General features: G+C 71.3%; 17 protein-coding genes. 7 read left to right on the top strand and 10 right to left on the bottom strand.

The window, feature by feature from the left end; all coding sequences use genetic code 11:
* Positions 1–122, bottom strand: a 122-nt coding sequence (locus tag ACFW3L_RS21180; RefSeq protein WP_378743089.1) for a ChaB family protein, incomplete at its 3' end; no start/stop codon positions are given.
* A 188-nt stretch (positions 123–310) separates the two neighbouring features.
* Positions 311–709 carry a winged helix-turn-helix transcriptional regulator gene (locus ACFW3L_RS21175; protein WP_378743071.1) on the bottom strand — a complete coding sequence of 133 codons (399 nt, stop codon included), beginning with the start codon at positions 707–709 and terminating at the stop codon, positions 311–313.
* 72 nt (positions 710–781) lie between these two features.
* On the opposite strand from ACFW3L_RS21175, the gene ACFW3L_RS21170 reads away from it, so the two are divergent.
* Positions 782–1,675 (top strand): SDR family NAD(P)-dependent oxidoreductase, encoded by an 894-nt coding sequence (locus ACFW3L_RS21170; protein ID WP_378743069.1) that lies wholly within the window; start codon positions 782–784, stop codon positions 1,673–1,675.
* A 31-nt stretch (positions 1,676–1,706) separates the two neighbouring features.
* Here ACFW3L_RS21170 and ACFW3L_RS21165 read toward each other — a convergent pair whose 3' ends face one another.
* From ACFW3L_RS21165 to ACFW3L_RS21155, 3 genes are all read right to left on the bottom strand, one after another.
* Positions 1,707–2,420: a CPBP family intramembrane glutamic endopeptidase gene (locus ACFW3L_RS21165; RefSeq protein WP_378743067.1), complete on the bottom strand. Its 714-nt coding sequence runs from the start codon at positions 2,418–2,420 to the stop codon at positions 1,707–1,709.
* A gap of 84 nt (positions 2,421–2,504) precedes the next feature.
* On the bottom strand, positions 2,505–3,224 hold the full coding sequence (locus tag ACFW3L_RS21160; protein WP_378743065.1) for an ABC transporter permease: 720 nt from the start codon (positions 3,222–3,224) through the stop codon (positions 2,505–2,507).
* A gap of 43 nt (positions 3,225–3,267) precedes the next feature.
* Positions 3,268–4,161 carry an ABC transporter ATP-binding protein gene (locus ACFW3L_RS21155; protein ID WP_017547001.1) on the bottom strand — a complete coding sequence of 298 codons (894 nt, stop codon included), beginning with the start codon at positions 4,159–4,161 and terminating at the stop codon, positions 3,268–3,270.
* 162 nt (positions 4,162–4,323) lie between these two features.
* Here ACFW3L_RS21155 and ACFW3L_RS21150 point away from each other — a divergent pair, with 162 nt between their 5' ends.
* From ACFW3L_RS21150 to ACFW3L_RS21140, 3 genes are read left to right on the top strand one after another with little or no spacing between them, the layout of a single operon-like run.
* Complete coding sequence (locus tag ACFW3L_RS21150) at positions 4,324–5,445, top strand: sensor histidine kinase (protein WP_378743063.1); 1,122 nt, start codon at positions 4,324–4,326, stop codon at positions 5,443–5,445.
* Positions 5,442–6,044 carry a DNA-binding response regulator gene (locus tag ACFW3L_RS21145; protein WP_017547003.1) on the top strand — a complete coding sequence of 201 codons (603 nt, stop codon included), beginning with the start codon at positions 5,442–5,444 and terminating at the stop codon, positions 6,042–6,044. Before ACFW3L_RS21150 ends, ACFW3L_RS21145 begins: the two co-directional genes overlap by 4 nt.
* Before the next feature lie 9 nt (positions 6,045–6,053).
* Positions 6,054–6,743 carry a haloacid dehalogenase-like hydrolase gene (locus ACFW3L_RS21140; RefSeq protein WP_378743060.1) on the top strand — a complete coding sequence of 230 codons (690 nt, stop codon included), beginning with the start codon at positions 6,054–6,056 and terminating at the stop codon, positions 6,741–6,743.
* A gap of 94 nt (positions 6,744–6,837) precedes the next feature.
* On the opposite strand, the gene katG is transcribed toward ACFW3L_RS21140, so the two are convergent.
* The 3 genes from katG to argG all read right to left on the bottom strand — a co-directional run bounded on the left by katG (position 6,838) and on the right by argG (position 11,117).
* Positions 6,838–9,060 (bottom strand): catalase/peroxidase HPI, encoded by a 2,223-nt coding sequence (gene katG / locus ACFW3L_RS21135; protein ID WP_017547005.1) that lies wholly within the window; start codon positions 9,058–9,060, stop codon positions 6,838–6,840.
* A gap of 34 nt (positions 9,061–9,094) precedes the next feature.
* On the bottom strand, positions 9,095–9,526 hold the full coding sequence (locus ACFW3L_RS21130) for a Fur family transcriptional regulator (RefSeq protein WP_026129685.1): 432 nt from the start codon (positions 9,524–9,526) through the stop codon (positions 9,095–9,097).
* 142 nt (positions 9,527–9,668) lie between these two features.
* Complete coding sequence (gene argG, locus ACFW3L_RS21125) at positions 9,669–11,117, bottom strand: argininosuccinate synthase (protein ID WP_017547007.1); 1,449 nt, start codon at positions 11,115–11,117, stop codon at positions 9,669–9,671.
* A 144-nt stretch (positions 11,118–11,261) separates the two neighbouring features.
* Between argG and ACFW3L_RS21120 the strand changes: the two genes are divergently transcribed.
* From ACFW3L_RS21120 to ACFW3L_RS21110, 3 genes are all read left to right on the top strand, one after another.
* The gene (locus ACFW3L_RS21120; protein ID WP_378743057.1) at positions 11,262–11,432 is read left to right on the top strand and encodes a hypothetical protein; all 171 of its coding nucleotides are present in this window, start codon (positions 11,262–11,264) and stop codon (positions 11,430–11,432) included.
* Positions 11,433–11,570: 138 nt separating this feature from the next.
* Complete coding sequence (locus ACFW3L_RS21115; protein ID WP_378743055.1) at positions 11,571–12,773, top strand: anhydro-N-acetylmuramic acid kinase; 1,203 nt, start codon at positions 11,571–11,573, stop codon at positions 12,771–12,773.
* Positions 12,774–12,816: 43 nt separating this feature from the next.
* Positions 12,817–14,352, top strand: coding sequence for a sodium:solute symporter (locus tag ACFW3L_RS21110; RefSeq protein WP_378743053.1), 1,536 nt, complete (start codon positions 12,817–12,819; stop codon positions 14,350–14,352).
* Between the two features lie 135 nt (positions 14,353–14,487).
* On the opposite strand, the gene ACFW3L_RS21105 is transcribed toward ACFW3L_RS21110, so the two are convergent.
* Together ACFW3L_RS21105 and ACFW3L_RS21100 are read right to left on the bottom strand one after the other, a co-directional pair.
* The gene (locus ACFW3L_RS21105; protein ID WP_378743051.1) at positions 14,488–14,880 is read right to left on the bottom strand and encodes a RidA family protein; all 393 of its coding nucleotides are present in this window, start codon (positions 14,878–14,880) and stop codon (positions 14,488–14,490) included.
* A 129-nt stretch (positions 14,881–15,009) separates the two neighbouring features.
* Positions 15,010–15,948: a TauD/TfdA dioxygenase family protein gene (locus tag ACFW3L_RS21100; RefSeq protein ID WP_378743049.1), complete on the bottom strand. Its 939-nt coding sequence runs from the start codon at positions 15,946–15,948 to the stop codon at positions 15,010–15,012.
* Positions 15,949–16,063: the final 115 nt, after the last annotated feature.

The following is a 16,063-nucleotide window of genomic DNA, read 5'->3' as shown; positions in this document are numbered from 1 at the left end:
CGGTGGGCCCGCTCCCCCTCGCCGTACTCGTCGACCGCGTTGTCATGCGCCTCGATCCACGTGCGCTGCGCCTTCCTCGGCGACCTGCGCAGAGTTTCCGGCAGTTCGTCCACACCGGGCATCGTTCTCATCTCCCGTCGGTTCGGGTGTCCTTCGGGTGGCCGTTCGTCCTTCCCTGTTCCCGTTACCTGCGGTGACCCGGGCAAAACACCGACGGCCCGACGGGCTGCGCGGACCGGAACCGGTGGAAGGGGGGAGACGGGAACAGCGATCCGGCGGAGTCCGGCGCGTCCGACACGGGCGAGGATCATCAGGTGGGACGGCGGGCGGAGGCGATCTCGTCACCGTGTTCCACCGCCCAGGAGGCCAGGGCGGACAGGGGTTCCAGCAGCGTCCGGCCCAGCGGGGTGAGGCTGTACTGCACGCTCGGTGGGACGGTGGGGAACACCTCCCGGTGCACCAGGCCGTCCTCCACCAGTCCGCGCAGGGTGCGGGTCAGCATCCGCTGGCTGATGTCCTCGATGGCGCGGTGGAGTTCGTTGAACCGATGCGCGCGTTGACCCAGCAGGACCACCACCAGCACCGTCCACTTGTCGCCGACCCGTCGGAGCACGGCGGTGACCGGGCAGCGCTCGTGCTCCTCCGCCGGGACCGGGTTCGGCAACGGGGTCCCGACGATGAAGGGCACATCCGTGTGCGTACCTGACATCAGACTGCCTTCTTCCCAGTGGGCGCGGGGTCACCGATGATGAGGTGCCCACCCAAAGTAACCGGGAGAGCCATGAGCACGAAAGCCCCGAGGCCCGGTGGCACCGGCCGTCAGCGCGTGATCGTCGTCAGCGGCGCGACCGACGGTATGGGGCGTGCGTTCGCCCTGGCCCGGGCACGGTCCGGTGACTCGGTGGTGGCGCTCGGCAGCAACCCGGAGAAGGGGCGGCGCCTCCTGGAGGAGGGGGCCCGGTCGGGAGCGTCGGGAGGGATCGAGTTCGTCCGGGTCGACCTGGCCAGCGTCGGCGGCACGCGGTCGGCGATCGCCCGGATCGTCGCGACCCACGAAGCCGTCGACTCGCTCGTGCTGTTCGCCAACCGGCACAGCCCGCGACGTGTGCTCACCGAGGACGGGCTGGAGCGCACCTTCGCCCTCTACTACCTCAGCCGCTTCCTGCTGGGAGAAGGGCTCGGACCCCTGCTGCGGCGCGGTGCCCGCCCGGTCATCGTGAACGTCGCCGGTGTGGGGGCCAGGGCGGGCCGCATCCACTGGGACGACCTGCGGCTCGACCACCGCTACGGCACGGTGCGGGCACAGCTCCAGGCGGGGCGCGCCAACGACCTCCTCGGGGTGTCCCACGCCGCCCGGCCCGGTGAGACGGTCCCCTACGTGCTCTACCATCCGGGCTTCACCCGGAGCGGTGATCTCGGCCCGCTCCCGGCCCCGGCACGGCTGTTGATCCGGGCGCTCGCCCGGGTCGCGGCCCGCCCCGTGGAGGAGTCCGTCGCCCCCGTCCACGGGTTCGTGGACGACCCACCTCGGGCGCCGCTCACGGCGATCGACCGTGGCCGGTCCCTGCCGCTCGACTTCCCCACCCTGGATCCCGGGGACGCCGAGCGCCTTCGGGAGGTCACACGGGAGCTCCTCCGCGCGATCGCCGCGGGAGACGCGGACCACGAGCGCTGACGGCGCGGGACGGACCCGGACCACGGACGGATCAGGAGGGAAGGCTGGCGCCGGTGAACAGCACCAGCAGGGGCAGGGCCAGGTTGTTGACCGAGTGGACCGCCACGGCGGGCCAGACCGAGCCGCTGCGGCGCATGACCTCGGCGGCGATCACACCCACCACGAAGGCGGCGGGCAGGATGAGGTTGACGCCGTGGAAGACGGCGAAGATCGCCGAGCTCCCCAGGACCCCGATCCAGGGGCCGTAGCGCAGCAGCGCGTTGGTGACGACCCCGCGGAACAGGAACTCCTCACCGATCGGGGTGAGCACGGCCAGGAACAGGAGGGTGAGGACGAGTCCGACCGCCCCGCTGGCCGCCGTGTCGAAGTACACGCCCTGCGGGTTGCTGTCGTACCCGGTCAGGCCGGTGATGGCGAGGATGACCAGCCCCTTCGCCACGAGCGCGACCACACCCCAGCCCGCACCGAGGAGCATCCAGCGCCAGGTGGTGCGCCGGATGCCGAAGGCGGCGAGGGAGCGGACCCGCACCGCGTAGGCCACACCGAACCCCGCGAGGCCGCCCACGCCGGACCAGGCGGACACGAGCAGGCCGAAGACCAGCGGGTCCAGGTCCAGGGGTCCCACCGGCCCCAGGAGGACGAGGACGGCCACGCTGATCGCCATACCGAGCAGACCGAGCACCACCTCGGGCCAGCCCGGACGGGTCGGGGCGCCGCGAGGGCGGACGGTGGGCTCCGTGGACACGGCGGACTCCTCGGGTTCGGTGCGGGGCGGTGTCGGTCGGGGCGGTGTCGGAACCGCCCCGACCACGTGACGCGCTCCGGTCAGTCAACGACGCGGTTCCCAACGGAAGACGCGGGTGGCGAGGGTGACGGCCACGACGACCCACGCCAGGGTGGGCGCCAGGAGGAACAGGGACTCGGAGACGGCCACGCCGCCGTTCCAGGCGTTGACCACGAGCTCGGCGGCGGAGCCTCCGGGGAGCAGGCGCTTGACCAGGGTGAGCTCCTCGGTGCCCGTGAACCCCACCCAGCCGGAGACGGCGAGCACGCCGATCATGACCGGCAGCGTCGTGACCTGGGCGTGCTCCGGAGAGTTGGTGACCCCCGCCGTGGCCAGGGCGAGGCCGAGCATCATGACCACGGTGCTCAGGACGGCCGACACCAGCAGGAGGGGTTGGGCGGGCGCGTCCGCGACCACGGACAGCACGGTCAGGACCACGGAGACCTGGACGACGGTGACGGCGGTGACCGGGAGCAGCAGCCCCGTGAGGATGCGGACGTCGTCCACGGCCGTCGAGCGCAGCCGCTTGAGGAAGAGGTTCTGGCGGCGCGACGCGAGCGTGGTCACGGCGGTCGTGTAGAGGGCCATCACCACCACGAGGAACATGAGGACCGAGGCGACGGCGCCCAGGTCCAGCAGGTCGGGCGCGCGGTCGTGCAGGTACATGTAGAAGGCGCTGCCGGCGAGGGGCACCAGGAGCATGGTGACCAGGACGAGCCGGTTCCGGAGGATCTGGATCAGCTCACTCCGAGCGATGGCGAGCATGGTGGGTTCCTTTGCGTGAAGGGTGTACGGGGCCGGGGCCGCGTTACTCGGTGCCGATGGAGCGGAAGACGTCGTCGAGCCGCGTGGGCCCGGCCTGGAGGTCGCCCAGTTCCACCGCGTGCTCCCGGGCCCAGTCCAGGAGGACGTGCAGGTCCTTCTGGAGGCTGGTGGTCTCGACGAGGAGGGAGCCGTCGCCCTGGGGCACGCCGGGGAGCGGCGGCTCCGGGGCGGACGCCGCCAGGGTGAACCGGACCGTCGCGGGCAGGGTCCGGGTGAGCTCGGAGACTGTCCCCTCCCGGTGGAACACCCCGCGGTGCATGAGCCCGATCCGGTCGGCGCGCTGCTGCGCCTCCTCCAGGTAGTGCGTGGTCAGGATGATGGTGGACCCGTCCTCGCGCAGTCGGTCCACGGCGTCCCAGAGGTCGTCCCGGGACTGGATGTCCAGTCCGGTGGTGGGCTCGTCCAGGAAGACGAGTTCCGGGGTGCCGTAGACGGCGGTGGCGAAGTCCAGGCGGCGCTTCTCACCTCCGGAGAGCTGGGAGACCCGCGTTCCGGCCTTCTTCGTGAGGCCGACGACGTCCAGCAGTCGCTCGGCCCGGTCGGTGCGCCCGGAGAGGCTGCCGATGAGCCGGACCGACTCCCTGACGGTGAGGTCGGGTGAGAACCCGCTCTCCTGGAGCATGATCCCGGTCCGGGGGCGCACGGCCCGTCGGTCGCGCGGGTCGTGTCCGAACACCCGCACGGTGCCCGAGGTGGCGGCGCGGTGACCCTCGATCGTCTCCAGGGTGGACGTCTTGCCCGCGCCGTTCGTGCCGAGCAGGGCGTAGAACTCGCCCCGGCCCACCTGGAAGGAGAGGTCGCGGACGGCGTGGAAGTCGCCGTAGCGGACGTTCAGGCCCTCGACGTCGATGACTGGTGTGGCGGCTGTTGAGGTCATGTCCCCATTCCAGCCGTGCGGGCGGATTCCCGGCAGTGCGGCCGTGTCACGACCTGGCGGTGACATCCGTGGGGCCAGGAGGTGACGTGGTGTCACTGGTGGGTCGACGGGGCCGGAGGAATACTGGGACGGTCCACGCAGTCGTTCCCCGGAAGGGTCCGCATGACGTCAGAACCCACCGAGGTGACGCAGGGGCAGCTGCGCACGGTCAACACGAACATCGTGTTCGGGTCGCTCTCGGCGGTCGGGGCCCTGCTGATCTCGACCAACGCCCAGAGCGTGGGCCAGGTCCTGGTGCTGGTGCTGGGGTTGCTGGCGGCCCTGCTGTCCGTCCGTGGCTGGTCGGCCCGGGCCTTCCGCGTCGTGCTGCTCCCGTGCCTGGTCGCCAGCATCGTCGCCCTGGTCGCCGGGGTCCTCTTCCTGGACAGCGCGTCGGCGCCGTTCGGCGTCTCCGTCGTGGGCACTGTCCTCGTCCTGCGCCTGCCGCACCGGTACCAGCGCCCGTCGGCCCTGGGGCTGCTCGCCCTGGTGACCGGTGTCATCGTGCTGAAGGTGCTGCTCGAACCCCACCTGGGCGAGGCCCTGCTGGAGTACGCCGTGGGGTCGGCCAGCATCATCGTGGTGGGGGTGGTCTTCGCGACGCTGAACCACCTGGTGGCCCGGCTGGTCTCGGAGCTGGAACTGGCGCGCGAGCGCGACGCGGAGCTGGCCGTGGCCCGGGAGCGCGTCCGTTTCGCCGGGGACCTGCACGACATCCAGGGCCACACGCTGCACGTGGTGAAGCTGAAGGTGGCGCTGGCCCGGAAGCTGGTGCACACCGACGCCGACCAGGTGGAGCGGGAGCTGGACGAGGTCTACTCCCTGGTGGGCGAGACCATCACCGAGACCAAGGAGCTGGCCCACGCGCAGCGGCGGCTCAACCTGTCCGCCGAGTTGGAGAACGCCAAGAACCTCTTCGAGGCGGCCGGGATCGACGTGCGCGTCGTGCGCCGTGGCGAGGGTGAACCGGACACGCGGGCGGCGGAGACGCTCGGCCAGGTCCTGCGGGAGACGACCACCAACATCCTGCGGCACGCGCAGGCCGAGGAGGTGCGGATCACGCTCACCGGGTCCGGCATCACCATCGTGAACGACGGGGCGCGCGGGGAGGCGGCCCCCGTGCTCGGGGGGCTGGCCGTCCTCCGCGACCGCGTGGAGCGGGACGGTGGAACACTGACAGTGGAACAGGGGGACGGGCGGTTCCTGACCGCCGCCGCGTTCCCCGGGCGGAGGGACGACCGATGATCACCGTGGTACTCGCCGACGACGAGGCCCTGCTGCGCAAGGCGCTGGCGGCCCTGCTCCCGCTGGAGGGCGAGATCACCGTCCTGGCCGAGGCCCACGACGGCGAGTCGGCCGTGGCCGCGACCCTGGAGCACCGCCCCGACGTGCTCGTCATCGACCTGGAGATGCCGGGTGTGGACGGGCTCGGCGCGGTGGACCGCATCCGCCGGGAGCTGCCGGACCAGGTGATCCTGATGCTGACCCGGCACGCCCGCCCCGGTGTGCTGCGCCGGGCGCTCCGGCTCGGTGTGCAGGGGTTCGTGAGCAAGTCGGCCGATCCCGCGCACATCACGTCGGTGATCGGCACCCTGCACGGGGGCAAGCGTTGGGTGGACCCGGACGTGTCCGCGCTGGCCGTGATCGACGACTGCCCGCTCACCGAACGGGAGATCGACGTGCTGCGCGCCACCAGGGACGGGTACTCGGCCGCCGACACCGCCGCCCGCCTGCACCTGGCCGAGGGCACGGTGCGCAACTACCTCTCGAACGCGATGCGCAAGACGCAGACGCGGACCCGGCACGAGGCGGCCCGGTACGCGCGGGAGCACGACTGGCTCTGAGGACCCGCCATGGCCTGGGCACTGTTCGACCTCGACGACACCCTGATCGACCACGACTCGTTCACGCGGTTCACCCTGCGCCTCCTCGCACGCTCGCCGTTGCGTGTGGCGGGTGCGGTGGCGCTGTCACCGCTGGTCGCGGTGGCGTTCGCGCGCCCGTCCTGGCGGGTGCACGCCGGATCACTCCTGCTGTGGGCGGGCACGGTCGGTGTGGGCGAGGCCCGTCTGGACCGAATCGTCCGGGACCACGTGCGGGAGCTGGACGTGCGGGAGCGGCTGAGACCGGACGGCGCCGCCGCGCTGGCCGCGCACCTCGAAGCGGGCGACCACGTGGCGGTGGTGACCGCCTGCGCGGACCGGCTCGCGGTGCCCCTGTGCCGGGAGATCGACCCCCGCGTGCGCGTGGTGGCCTCGACCCTCCGGCGCGCGTGGGGCGGTCTGGTCGCGGAGCGGCACTGCCACGGCGCCCGCAAACCCGCGATGGCCGCCGAGGCCGGGGTTCGGGGGGAGGTCGCGGCCGCCTACGGGGACAGTGCCTCCGACGCGGCGATGCTGGACCTCGGGCGGGTGGCGTACCTGGTCAACATGGGCGGCGGGGCCGCCGAGCGGCTGCGGGAGCGGCTCCCGGGACCGGACCGCGTGGAGTGCGTGGAGTGGCCCGTGCGGGAGCCGGACACAGGAAACCGGCCCGACCGGTGAGGGTCGGGCCGGTGACGCGGGCGGCGTCCGAGGGGTCCGCCCCCGGGAACTCCGGGCACCCGGGGCCACTCCTCGGGACGCGCCCGGGGTCGAACTAGACCAGGTCGAACCGGTCGGCGTTCATGACCTTGTTCCACGCGGCGACGAAGTCCTGGACGAACTTCTCCTTGGCGTCGTCGGAGGCGTACACCTCGGCCACGGCGCGCAGCTCGGAGTTGGAACCGAACACCAGGTCCACGCGGCTGCCGGTCCACTTGACCGCACCGGAGGCGTCCTTGGCGACGAAGGTCTCCGAGGTCTCGGAGGTCTCACCGGTCGCGTGCCAGTTGGTGTTCAGGTCGAGCAGGTTGACGAAGAAGTCGTTCGTCAGCGCGCCCGGCCGGTCGGTGAAGACGCCCAGGTCCGAGTTGTCGAAGTTGGCGCCCAGCACGCGCAGGCCGCCCACCAGGACGGTGGTCTCCGGAGCGCTGAGGCCGATCAGGTTGGCGCGGTCCAGCAGCAGGTACTCGGCGGGGAGGCGGTTGCTCTTGCCGTAGTAGTTGCGGAAACCGTCCGCGACCGGCTCCAGGTAGGCGAAGGAGTCGGCGTCGGTGTGCTCGTCGGAGGCGTCCACGCGGCCCGGGGTGAACGGGACGGTGATGTCCTGACCAGCGGCCTTGGCGGCCTGCTCGACACCCACACCACCGGCGAGGACGATCACGTCGGCGACGGAGACCTTCTTCGCGGAGGAGGCGTTGAACTCGTCGACGATGCCCTGGAGCTTGGCGAGCACGGCGCGCAGCTCGGTCGGGTTGTTGACCTCCCAGTCGACCTGCGGCTCCAGACGGACGCGGGCACCGTTGGCACCGCCGCGCTTGTCGCTGTCGCGGTAGGTCGAGGCGGAGGCCCACGCGGTCGAGACCAGCTCGGCCACGGAGAGGCCGGACTCGGCGATCCTCTCCTTCAGGGCGGCGATCTCGGCGTCACCGATGACCTCGCCCTCCTGGGCGGGCAGCGGGTCCTGCCAGACGAGGTCCTCGGCCGGGACCTCGGAGCCGAGGTAGCGGGCCTTCGGGCCCATGTCGCGGTGGGTCAGCTTGAACCAGGCGCGGGCGAAGGCGTCCTTGAAGGCCTGGTGGTCCTCGTAGAAGCGGCGCGAGATCTGCTCGTAGACCGGGTCGACGCGCAGCGACAGGTCGGTGGTGAGCATGGTCGGCTTGTGCTTCTTGCCGGGGACGTGGGCGTCGGGGATGATCTCCTCGGCGTCCTTGGCGATCCACTGGTGGGCGCCGGCCGGGCTCTTGGTGAGCTCGTACTCGAACTCGAAGAGGTTCTTGAAGAAGCCCTCGCTCCACTGGGCGGGGGTGGTGGTCCAGGTGACCTCCAGGCCCGACGTGATGGCGTCGCCGCCCTTGCCGGTGCCGTGGTTGTTCTTCCAGCCCAGACCCTGCATCTCCAGACCGGCGCGCTCGGGCTCGGCCTCCAGGTTGCTGTCCGGGGCGGCGCCGTGCGTCTTGCCGAAGGTGTGGCCACCGGCGATGAGGGCGACGGTCTCCTCGTCGTTCATCCCCATGCGGCCGAAGGTCTCACGGATGTCGCGGGCGGCGGCCAGCGGGTCCGGGTTGCCGTTCGGGCCCTCGGGGTTGACGTAGATGAGGCCCATCTGGACGGCGGCCAGCGGCTTCTCCAGGTCGCGGTCGCCGGTGTAGCGCTGGTCGTCGAGCCAGGTGGTCTCGGGGCCCCAGTAGACGTCGGCCTCCGGCTCCCACACGTCCTCGCGGCCACCGCCGAAGCCGAAGGTCTCGAAGCCCATCGACTCCAGGGCGACGTTGCCGGTGAGGATGAAGAGGTCGGCCCAGGAGATGTTCTGGCCGTACTTCTTCTTCACGGGCCACAGCAGACGGCGGGCCTTGTCCAGGTTGCCGTTGTCGGGCCAGCTGTTGAGGGGGGCGAAGCGCTGCTGACCGGCGCTGCCGCCACCGCGGCCGTCGTGGGAGCGGTAGGTGCCCGCGCTGTGCCAGGCCATGCGGATCATGAGCGGGCCGTAGTGACCGAAGTCGGCGGGCCACCAGTCCTGCGAGTCCGTGAGGAGGGCCGCGATGTCGGCCTTCACGGCGTCCAGGTCGAGGGCCTCGAAGGCCTTCGCGTAGTCGAAGCCCTCACCGAGCGGGTTCGACACGGGGGTGTTCTTGGCGAGGATCCTCAGGTTGAGCTGGTTGGGCCACCACTCGCGGTTGCCGTCCCCCTGGGTGGGGTGCGTGAGCCCGCCACCGTGCGCGACGGGGCAGCCTCCGGTCTGCTGCGGGGTGGGGGCAACGACCTCGTTGTTTTCAGACATCGACTTCCTTACGGGAAGAGGTGAACTTTGTGGTTCAGGAGCTCCGCGCGCCGTAGCACTCGGCGCACTGGCCCCAGTAGACGACCTCGGCCTCGTCGATCGAGAAGCCGTGGTCAGCGGACGCGGTGAGGCACGGCGCGTGGCCGACCGCACAGTCCACGTCCGCGATGGCGCCGCAGGACCTGCACACGACGTGGTGGTGGTTGTCTCCCACCCTCGTCTCGTAGCGGGCCACGGAGCCCTGTGGCTGGATACGTCTCACCAGGCCAGCGCCGGTCAGTGCCTTGAGCACGTCGTAGACGGCCTGGACGGACACCGCGCCGAGTTCCGCACGCACGTGGTCGATGATCGACTCCGTGTCCGCGTGTGGGTGCTCGTGCACGACGGAGAGGACAGCTAACCGCGGGCTCGTCACCCTCAGAGCGGACTCGCGCAGCATGTGCTCGAAATCCGGAGAGGTTGGCATGGTCCGGAGTCTGCCGCCTTTTCTGGAATTAGTCAAATGATGGAGTCGATCCGCTGTAGCGCCCCCGGAACGACGAAAGGCCCCTCTCCGTCGGAGAGGGGCCTGGACCCGCTGTGGGGTCGGGTGTTCGGTCGACTGTGTCCTAGTCGGTACCGGCCTCCATGGCCGCGTAGTCGAGCAGGTCGTCCTCGGAGCCCTGACCGCGCGAGGCGATGGTCTCGGCGCCGCCCTCGGGCATCGCGCCGATCAGGCCGGTGGAGGCCGCCTGCGCGGCGCCGATCGAGGTCGGGTGCGAGCTGTCCCCGACCATGCCGAGGGCCGCGTACTCCTCCAGCTTGGCGCGGGAGTCCGCGATGTCCAGGTTGCGCATGGTCAGCTGGCCGATGCGGTCGCTGGGCCCGAACGCGGAGTCCTCGGTGCGCTCCATGGACAGCTTGTCCGGGTGGTAGCTGAACGCCGCTCCGGTGGTGTCCATGATCGAGTAGTCGTCGCCGCGACGCAGACGCAGGGTCACCTCGCCGGTGACGGCGGTGCCGACCCAGCGCTGGAGGGCCTCACGCTGCATGAGCGCCTGGGGCTCCAGCCAGCGGCCCTCGTACATGAGGCGGCCGAGGCGACGGCCCTCGTTGTGGTAGGTGGCGAGGGTGTCCTCGTTGTGGATGGCGTTGACCAGGCGCTCGTAGGCGGCGAACAGCAGCGCCATGCCGGGGGCCTCGTAGATGCCCCGGCTCTTGGCCTCGATCACCCGGTTCTCGATCTGGTCGGACATGCCCATGCCGTGGCGGCCGCCGATGGAGTTGGCCTCCAGGACCAGCTCGACGGAGTTGGCGAAGGTCCGGCCGTTGATGGTGACCGGGCGGCCCTTCTCGAAGCCGATCGTCACGTCCTCGGCGGCGATCTCGACCTCGGGGTCCCAGAAGCGGACGCCCATGATGGGGTCGACGATCTCGATGCCGGTGTCGAGGTGTTCGAGCGCCTTGGCCTCGTGGGTGGCGCCCCAGATGTTGGCGTCGGTGGAGTAGGCCTTCTCGGTGCTGTCGCGGTAGGGCAGGTCCCGCTCCTGCAGCCACTCGGACATCTCCTTGCGGCCGCCGAGCTCGGTGACGAAGTCGGCGTCGAGCCACGGCTTGTAGATCCGCAGGGAGGGGTTGGCGAGCAGACCGTAGCGGTAGAACCGCTCGATGTCGTTGCCCTTGTAGGTGGAGCCGTCGCCCCAGATCTGGACGCCGTCCTCCAGCATGGCGCGGACCAGCAGGGTGCCGGTGACGGCGCGGCCGATCGGAGTGGTGTTGAAGTAGACCCGACCGGCGGAGCGGATGTGGAACGCCCCGCAGGCGAGGGCGGCGAGCCCCTCCTCCACGAGGGCCTCGCGACAGTCGACCAGGCGCCCGATCTCCGCGCCGTAGTCAGTGGCACGAGCCGGCACCGAGGCGATGTCGGGTTCGTCGTACTGGCCGATGTCGGCGGTGTAGGCGCAGGGGACCGCGCCCTTCTCGCGCATCCACGCGACCGCTACGGACGTGTCGAGGCCTCCGGAGAAGGCGATTCCGACACGTTCACCGACAGGCAGGGAAGTGAGCACCTTGGACATGCAAAAAGTATGCGCCTAAATGTATGAACATGCAAACTGGTGCTCTGACCACGCCCGTGGCCAGGGCGGGTTCTCGGCGGTTCACGCGACGGATCAGGGGTACACCCCCACCAAGCCAGTGCCCGCACGCCCCCTGGAGGCACAGTGTTCGCCACCGTCGCCGCAGTGCTGTTCGGCATCGCCGTCCTCTTCGAGATCCTCGGTCTGAACATCGAGGGGATCGTGACGACGACCACCCTCGCCCTGACCGGACTGCTCTTCCTCGCCCTGCACCTGGCCGGGTTCGGGAGCAGCTCACCCCGCAGACGCTGCTGAGCCGCCAGGGCCGGCCCGGACGGAGCTCCCCGTCCGGGCCGGACGGAGGCCCCCGCCCGGGTGACGGGACGGGGCGCGCGGGGTACCTTCCTCGGACGGGCTCCCGCCCGCCCCCTGCACCCCTGCCTCAGGAGCCGCATGATCGTCATCGGTGTGTCCTCCGGGACCTCGGCGGACGGGATCGACGTCGCCGCCGCCCGCCTCGAACTGGAGGAGGACGGTTCCCTGCTCCGGCTGGCCCCCCTGGGGTTCGGCACCACCCCCTACTCCGACTCCCTGCGCGCGGCGATCCGTGGCGCCCTGCCGCCCGCCGCCACCACGATGGAGACCGTCTGCCAGCTGGACACCCGGATCGGCCAGGAGTTCGCGGCGGCGGCACGGAGGGGGATCGAGGAGTTCGCGGACGGCCGGGCCGACCTGGTCGCCTCGCACGGTCAGACCCTCTTCCACTGGACCGAGGGCACCACCGTGCTCGGCACCCTCCAACTCGGCCAGCCCGCATGGATCGCGGAGGCCACCGGGCTGCCCGTGGTGTCGGACCTGCGCGTGGCCGACGTGGCCGCCGGAGGCCAGGGCGCCCCGCTGGCGAGCACCCTGGACCTGTTGCTGCTCGGGGGCCGCGACGAGCCCACCGCGGCGCTCAACCTCGGCGGCATCGCCAACGTGACCGTGGTGCGCGACGGGCTGCCGCCCCGCGCCTTCGACACCGGGCCCGCCAACGCGCTGATCGACTCAGCCGTGCGCCTGGTCACGGACGGGCGGGCCGACCTCGACGTCGACGGCGCACTGGCCCGGACCGGGCGCCCCGACCCCGGCCTGCTGGAACACCTGCTGGCCGAGCCCTACTACCGGTTGCCCGCGCCCAGGACGACCGGGGTGGAACTGTTCGGGCCCGACTACCTGGAGGAGGCGCTCGGGTACGTCGGGCGTCCCTCGGACGGGGCCCAGCTCACCGACGGCGACCTGCTCGCGACGCTCGTGGAGCTCACCGCCGTCACCGTCGCGGAAGCCCTGGAACCCTTCGGGGTCACGGAGGTGCTCGCCTCCGGCGGCGGCACCCGCAACCCGGTACTCATGGAACGGCTGGCCGCGCGCCTGTCCCCCGCGCGGCTGGACACCACGGAACGGGTCGGCCTCGACGGAGACGCCAAGGAGGCGTACCTGTTCGCGCTGATCGGGTTCCTGAGCTGGCACGGGCTGGCCGGGTCGGTCCCGGACTGCACGGGTGCCCGCCGGGCCCCGGTGGCCGGGCGGATCACCCCGGGCGCCCGACCGGCGCGCCTGCCCGAGCCCGCCGTCGCCGCCCCGCGTCGCCTCCACGTGGAGGCACCGGGCGGCTGAGCCCCGCGCGCCCGAAGCCCCCAGGAACCCCCAGGAGGACGCAGTGCAGACCATCGACCTCGTCGTCATCGCGGTGTACCTGCTGGCCTCGGCCTGGCTGGGGCTGCGCCTGTCCGGGCGCCAGCGCGACGTCCGGGACTACTTCATCGGCAGCCGACAGCTGCCCTGGTGGGCGGTGTGCCTGTCGGTGGTGGCGACCGAGACGAGCGCCCTGACCGTGATCAGCGTCCCCGGGGTGGCCTACCTCGGCAACGTCACGTTCCTCCAGGTGGCGGTGGGCTACCTGATCGGGCGCGTGGTCGTGGCGTTCCTGCTGCTCCCCCGCTACTACCGGGGCGAGATGACCACCGCCTACGCCTACCTGGGGCTCCGGTTCGGGCGGGGCATGCAGAGCACCGCCGCGGTCACGTTCCTGTTCACCCGTCTGCTCGCCGACGGGGTCCGGCTGTTCGCGGCGGCCATCCCCATGAAGATCATCCTGGACTCCCTCGGGCTGGACGCCTCGTACTTCGTGATCGTGGCGGTCCTCGGCGTGGTCACGATCCTCTACACCCTGGTGGGCGGGATCAGGGCCGTGGTCTGGGTGGACGTGCTCCAGATGGGCGTGTACGTGGTGGGCGGCGTGGTCTCGTTGGTCGTGATCGCCTCCAGCCTGGACGTGAACTTCCTGGCGGTGGCGGCCGACGCCGGGAAGACCCAGTTCCTGGACCTCACCTCGAACCCGGTCTCCGCTCCCTACGCCACGGTCACGGCCCTGGTGGGCGGCGCCCTGCTGTCCACGGCCTCGCACGGGGCCGACCAGATCGTCGTGCAGCGCCTGCTGGGATGTCGGAGCCTGCGGGACGCCCAGAAGGCGGTGATCGTCAGCGGCGTGGTGGTGTTCCTCCAGTTCGCGCTGTTCCTGACCGTGGGCCTGGCCCTGTACTCGTACTTCGAGGCGGCCACGGTGGCCCAGCTCGGACTCGGCACCTCCGACGAGCTCTTCCCCGTGTTCATCGTCGAGGGCCTGCCCCCGGGGGTGGCGGGGCTGCTGCTGGCCGGGATCATGGCGGCCGCGATGAGCACCCTGTCCTCGTCGCTGTCGGCGCTCTCCTCCTCGACCATGGCCGACCTCTACCAGCAGTTCTCCCGCCGGAGCCTGCCCGATGCCCGGGCCCTGCGGCTGAGCCGACTGTTCACGCTCGGTTGGGGGCTGGTGTTCGTCGTGGTGGCGGCGTTCTTCACCGGCACCGACAACCCGGTGGTCGAACTGGGGCTGTCCGTGGCGAGCCTGACCTACGGCGGCCTGCTCGGCGCGTTCTTCCTGGGGCTGTGGGTGCGCCGGGCACGGCAGACCGACGCGATCCTGGCCTTCGGCGCGGCGGTTGCGACCATGTCCTGGCTGTTCCTCTTCCAGCCGGGGCTGATCGGGTTCACCTGGTACACGGCGATCGGCACGGGCATCGTGCTGGGACTCGGCTACCTGCTGTCGCGCCGGCACCCGGACGACGCGCCCTCGGCGGACGCCGACGCGCCCGACGCCCCCGGGGAGTCGGCCGCTCCGGTCGCCCGTGAGGACGGACCGAGCCCCGCGGCCTGAGTTCGCGGGCGTCGGGGCCGCCGCTGGGGGCGGCCGTCCCGACGGCTACTCGGTGCCGCCGCCACGGGGGCGTCGGAGACGAACTCGGCGATCGCCCGGCCGCGCGGTTCCTCTTCACACCCGCGAGCCTGCCGGTCAGTTCGCGGCGAAGGCCTCCAGCTCCACGAGGAGTTCGGGACGGCCCAGGCGGGTGACCTCGGCGCAGACCCCGGGAGGACGGATGTCGTAGGCGCCCAGGCGCTCGGCCATCATCTCCCCGGCCTCGGCGAAGAAGGTGTCGACGTCGGTGACGTAGGTGTTCATCCGCACGATGTCGGCCGGGCCCATGCCCGCCGCGCGCAGCACCGTCTCGACGTTGTCGAGGGCCGCCGCCGTCTGGGCGGCCATGTCCCCCGGGTGCAGTGACTCCCCCGTGGCGGAGACGGAGCACTGCCCGCTGACGAAGAGCAGCCGCTGGTGTCCCTCGACGAGGATCCCCTGGTCCATGCCCTCCGGGTAGGTCCAGGGATTGATCGCCGTGCGCCGCATGGTGGGCCCTTCCGTGGAGGATGCCGACGGTTCCACGCTAGGACCTCAACCAGGGTCGAGGTCAACCGTCACTCCGGCGCGGGCCCCGGAAGGACCGGGGCCCGCGCGGGGTCAGGCGGCAGTGCTGGATCAGAAGGGGCGGTCGCCGACGATCGCGACGCGCTCGGCCACGCGCGGGTGCGGGTGGTAGTCGTTCACCGCGTAGTGCTGGGTGGCGCGGTTGTCCCAGAACGCGACCGAGTTCCGCTCCCACCGGAAGCGCACCTGGTACTCGGGGGTGTGCGCCTGCTGGAAGAGGTAGCGCAGCAGGGCGTCGCTCTCCCCCTTCTCCATCCCGACGATGCGGGTGGTGAAGGAGACGTTCACGAACAGGGTGCGGCGGCCGGTCTCGGGGTGGACCCGCACCACGGGGTGCTCGACCGGCGGGAAGCGGTCCTGCCACTCCAGCAGGCGCTCCTCATCCAGGAACCGGACGAACCCGGGGATCACGTCGTGCACGGCGGTGCGCCCCTCGATGCGCTTCTTCACGTCGTCGGGCAGGTTGTCGTAGGCGGCGGCCATGTCCGCCCACATGGTGTCGCCGCCCACCGGCGGGACCTCCACCAGGCGCAGGATGGCGCCGAGGGCGGGCGCCTCGCGCCAGGTGACGTCGGTGTGCCAGACGTTCTCGTAGCTGGGCGGGGCCTCGCCCTTGGCGAACCGGGCGACGTGCGCGTCGTCGCCCCGCTCGATGAACGGGTTCGTCTCCAGGTCGCCCCACAGGCGGGCGATCTCCTGCTGGCGGACGGAGTCGATGGGCTGGTCGCGGAAGAAGATCACCTTGAACTCCAGGAGCGCGCGGTTGAGCTCGGCGCGCAGCTCCTCGTCGATCTCGTCGCGGAGGTCGATCCCGTGGATCTCCGCGCCGATGAGCGCCCCCAGGGGGCGGACCTCGAAGCGTTCGTAGGGACGGGAGACGGCGCCCTCGGGAAGGCGGCGCAGCGTGCGCGGCCCCTCGACCAGGGCGGTGTCCACGGCGGAGCTCTCCCGGAGGGTCCGGACGGCCTCGGGAGCGGCGGTCGGAGTCATGATTCCTGCCTTTCTGGTCGGAAATAACGGCAAAGCGGATCGCGCAAGGTCACTGTGGGTGATCACGGCTGTTCGGCACCTACCCACGGAAGGAGGGATCGACGCACCGGCGTCA

The organism is Nocardiopsis sp. NPDC058789, from assembly GCF_042745575.1.
Taxonomy (GTDB): Bacteria; Actinomycetota; Actinomycetes; order Streptosporangiales; family Streptosporangiaceae; genus Nocardiopsis; species Nocardiopsis eucommiae.
This window is presented reverse-complemented; position numbering and strand designations above follow the sequence as displayed.

Excerpts from the sequence above, each read along its gene's own strand:
- ACFW3L_RS21175 (WP_378743071.1), bottom strand. The coding sequence starts at position 709 with ATGTCAGGTACGCACACGGATGTGCCCTTCATCGTCGGGACCCCGTTG.
- ACFW3L_RS21170 (WP_378743069.1), top strand. The coding sequence starts at position 782 with ATGAGCACGAAAGCCCCGAGGCCCGGTGGCACCGGCCGTCAGCGCGTG.
- ACFW3L_RS21160 (WP_378743065.1), bottom strand. The coding sequence starts at position 3,224 with ATGCTCGCCATCGCTCGGAGTGAGCTGATCCAGATCCTCCGGAACCGG.
- ACFW3L_RS21155 (WP_017547001.1), bottom strand. The coding sequence starts at position 4,161 with ATGACCTCAACAGCCGCCACACCAGTCATCGACGTCGAGGGCCTGAAC.
- ACFW3L_RS21150 (WP_378743063.1), top strand. The coding sequence starts at position 4,324 with ATGACGTCAGAACCCACCGAGGTGACGCAGGGGCAGCTGCGCACGGTC.
- ACFW3L_RS21145 (WP_017547003.1), top strand. The coding sequence starts at position 5,442 with ATGATCACCGTGGTACTCGCCGACGACGAGGCCCTGCTGCGCAAGGCG.
- ACFW3L_RS21140 (WP_378743060.1), top strand. The coding sequence starts at position 6,054 with ATGGCCTGGGCACTGTTCGACCTCGACGACACCCTGATCGACCACGAC.
- katG (WP_017547005.1), bottom strand. The coding sequence starts at position 9,060 with ATGTCTGAAAACAACGAGGTCGTTGCCCCCACCCCGCAGCAGACCGGA.
- ACFW3L_RS21130 (WP_026129685.1), bottom strand. The coding sequence starts at position 9,526 with ATGCCAACCTCTCCGGATTTCGAGCACATGCTGCGCGAGTCCGCTCTG.
- argG (WP_017547007.1), bottom strand. The coding sequence starts at position 11,117 with ATGTCCAAGGTGCTCACTTCCCTGCCTGTCGGTGAACGTGTCGGAATC.
- ACFW3L_RS21115 (WP_378743055.1), top strand. The coding sequence starts at position 11,571 with ATGATCGTCATCGGTGTGTCCTCCGGGACCTCGGCGGACGGGATCGAC.
- ACFW3L_RS21105 (WP_378743051.1), bottom strand. The coding sequence starts at position 14,880 with ATGCGGCGCACGGCGATCAATCCCTGGACCTACCCGGAGGGCATGGAC.
- ACFW3L_RS21100 (WP_378743049.1), bottom strand. The coding sequence starts at position 15,948 with ATGACTCCGACCGCCGCTCCCGAGGCCGTCCGGACCCTCCGGGAGAGC.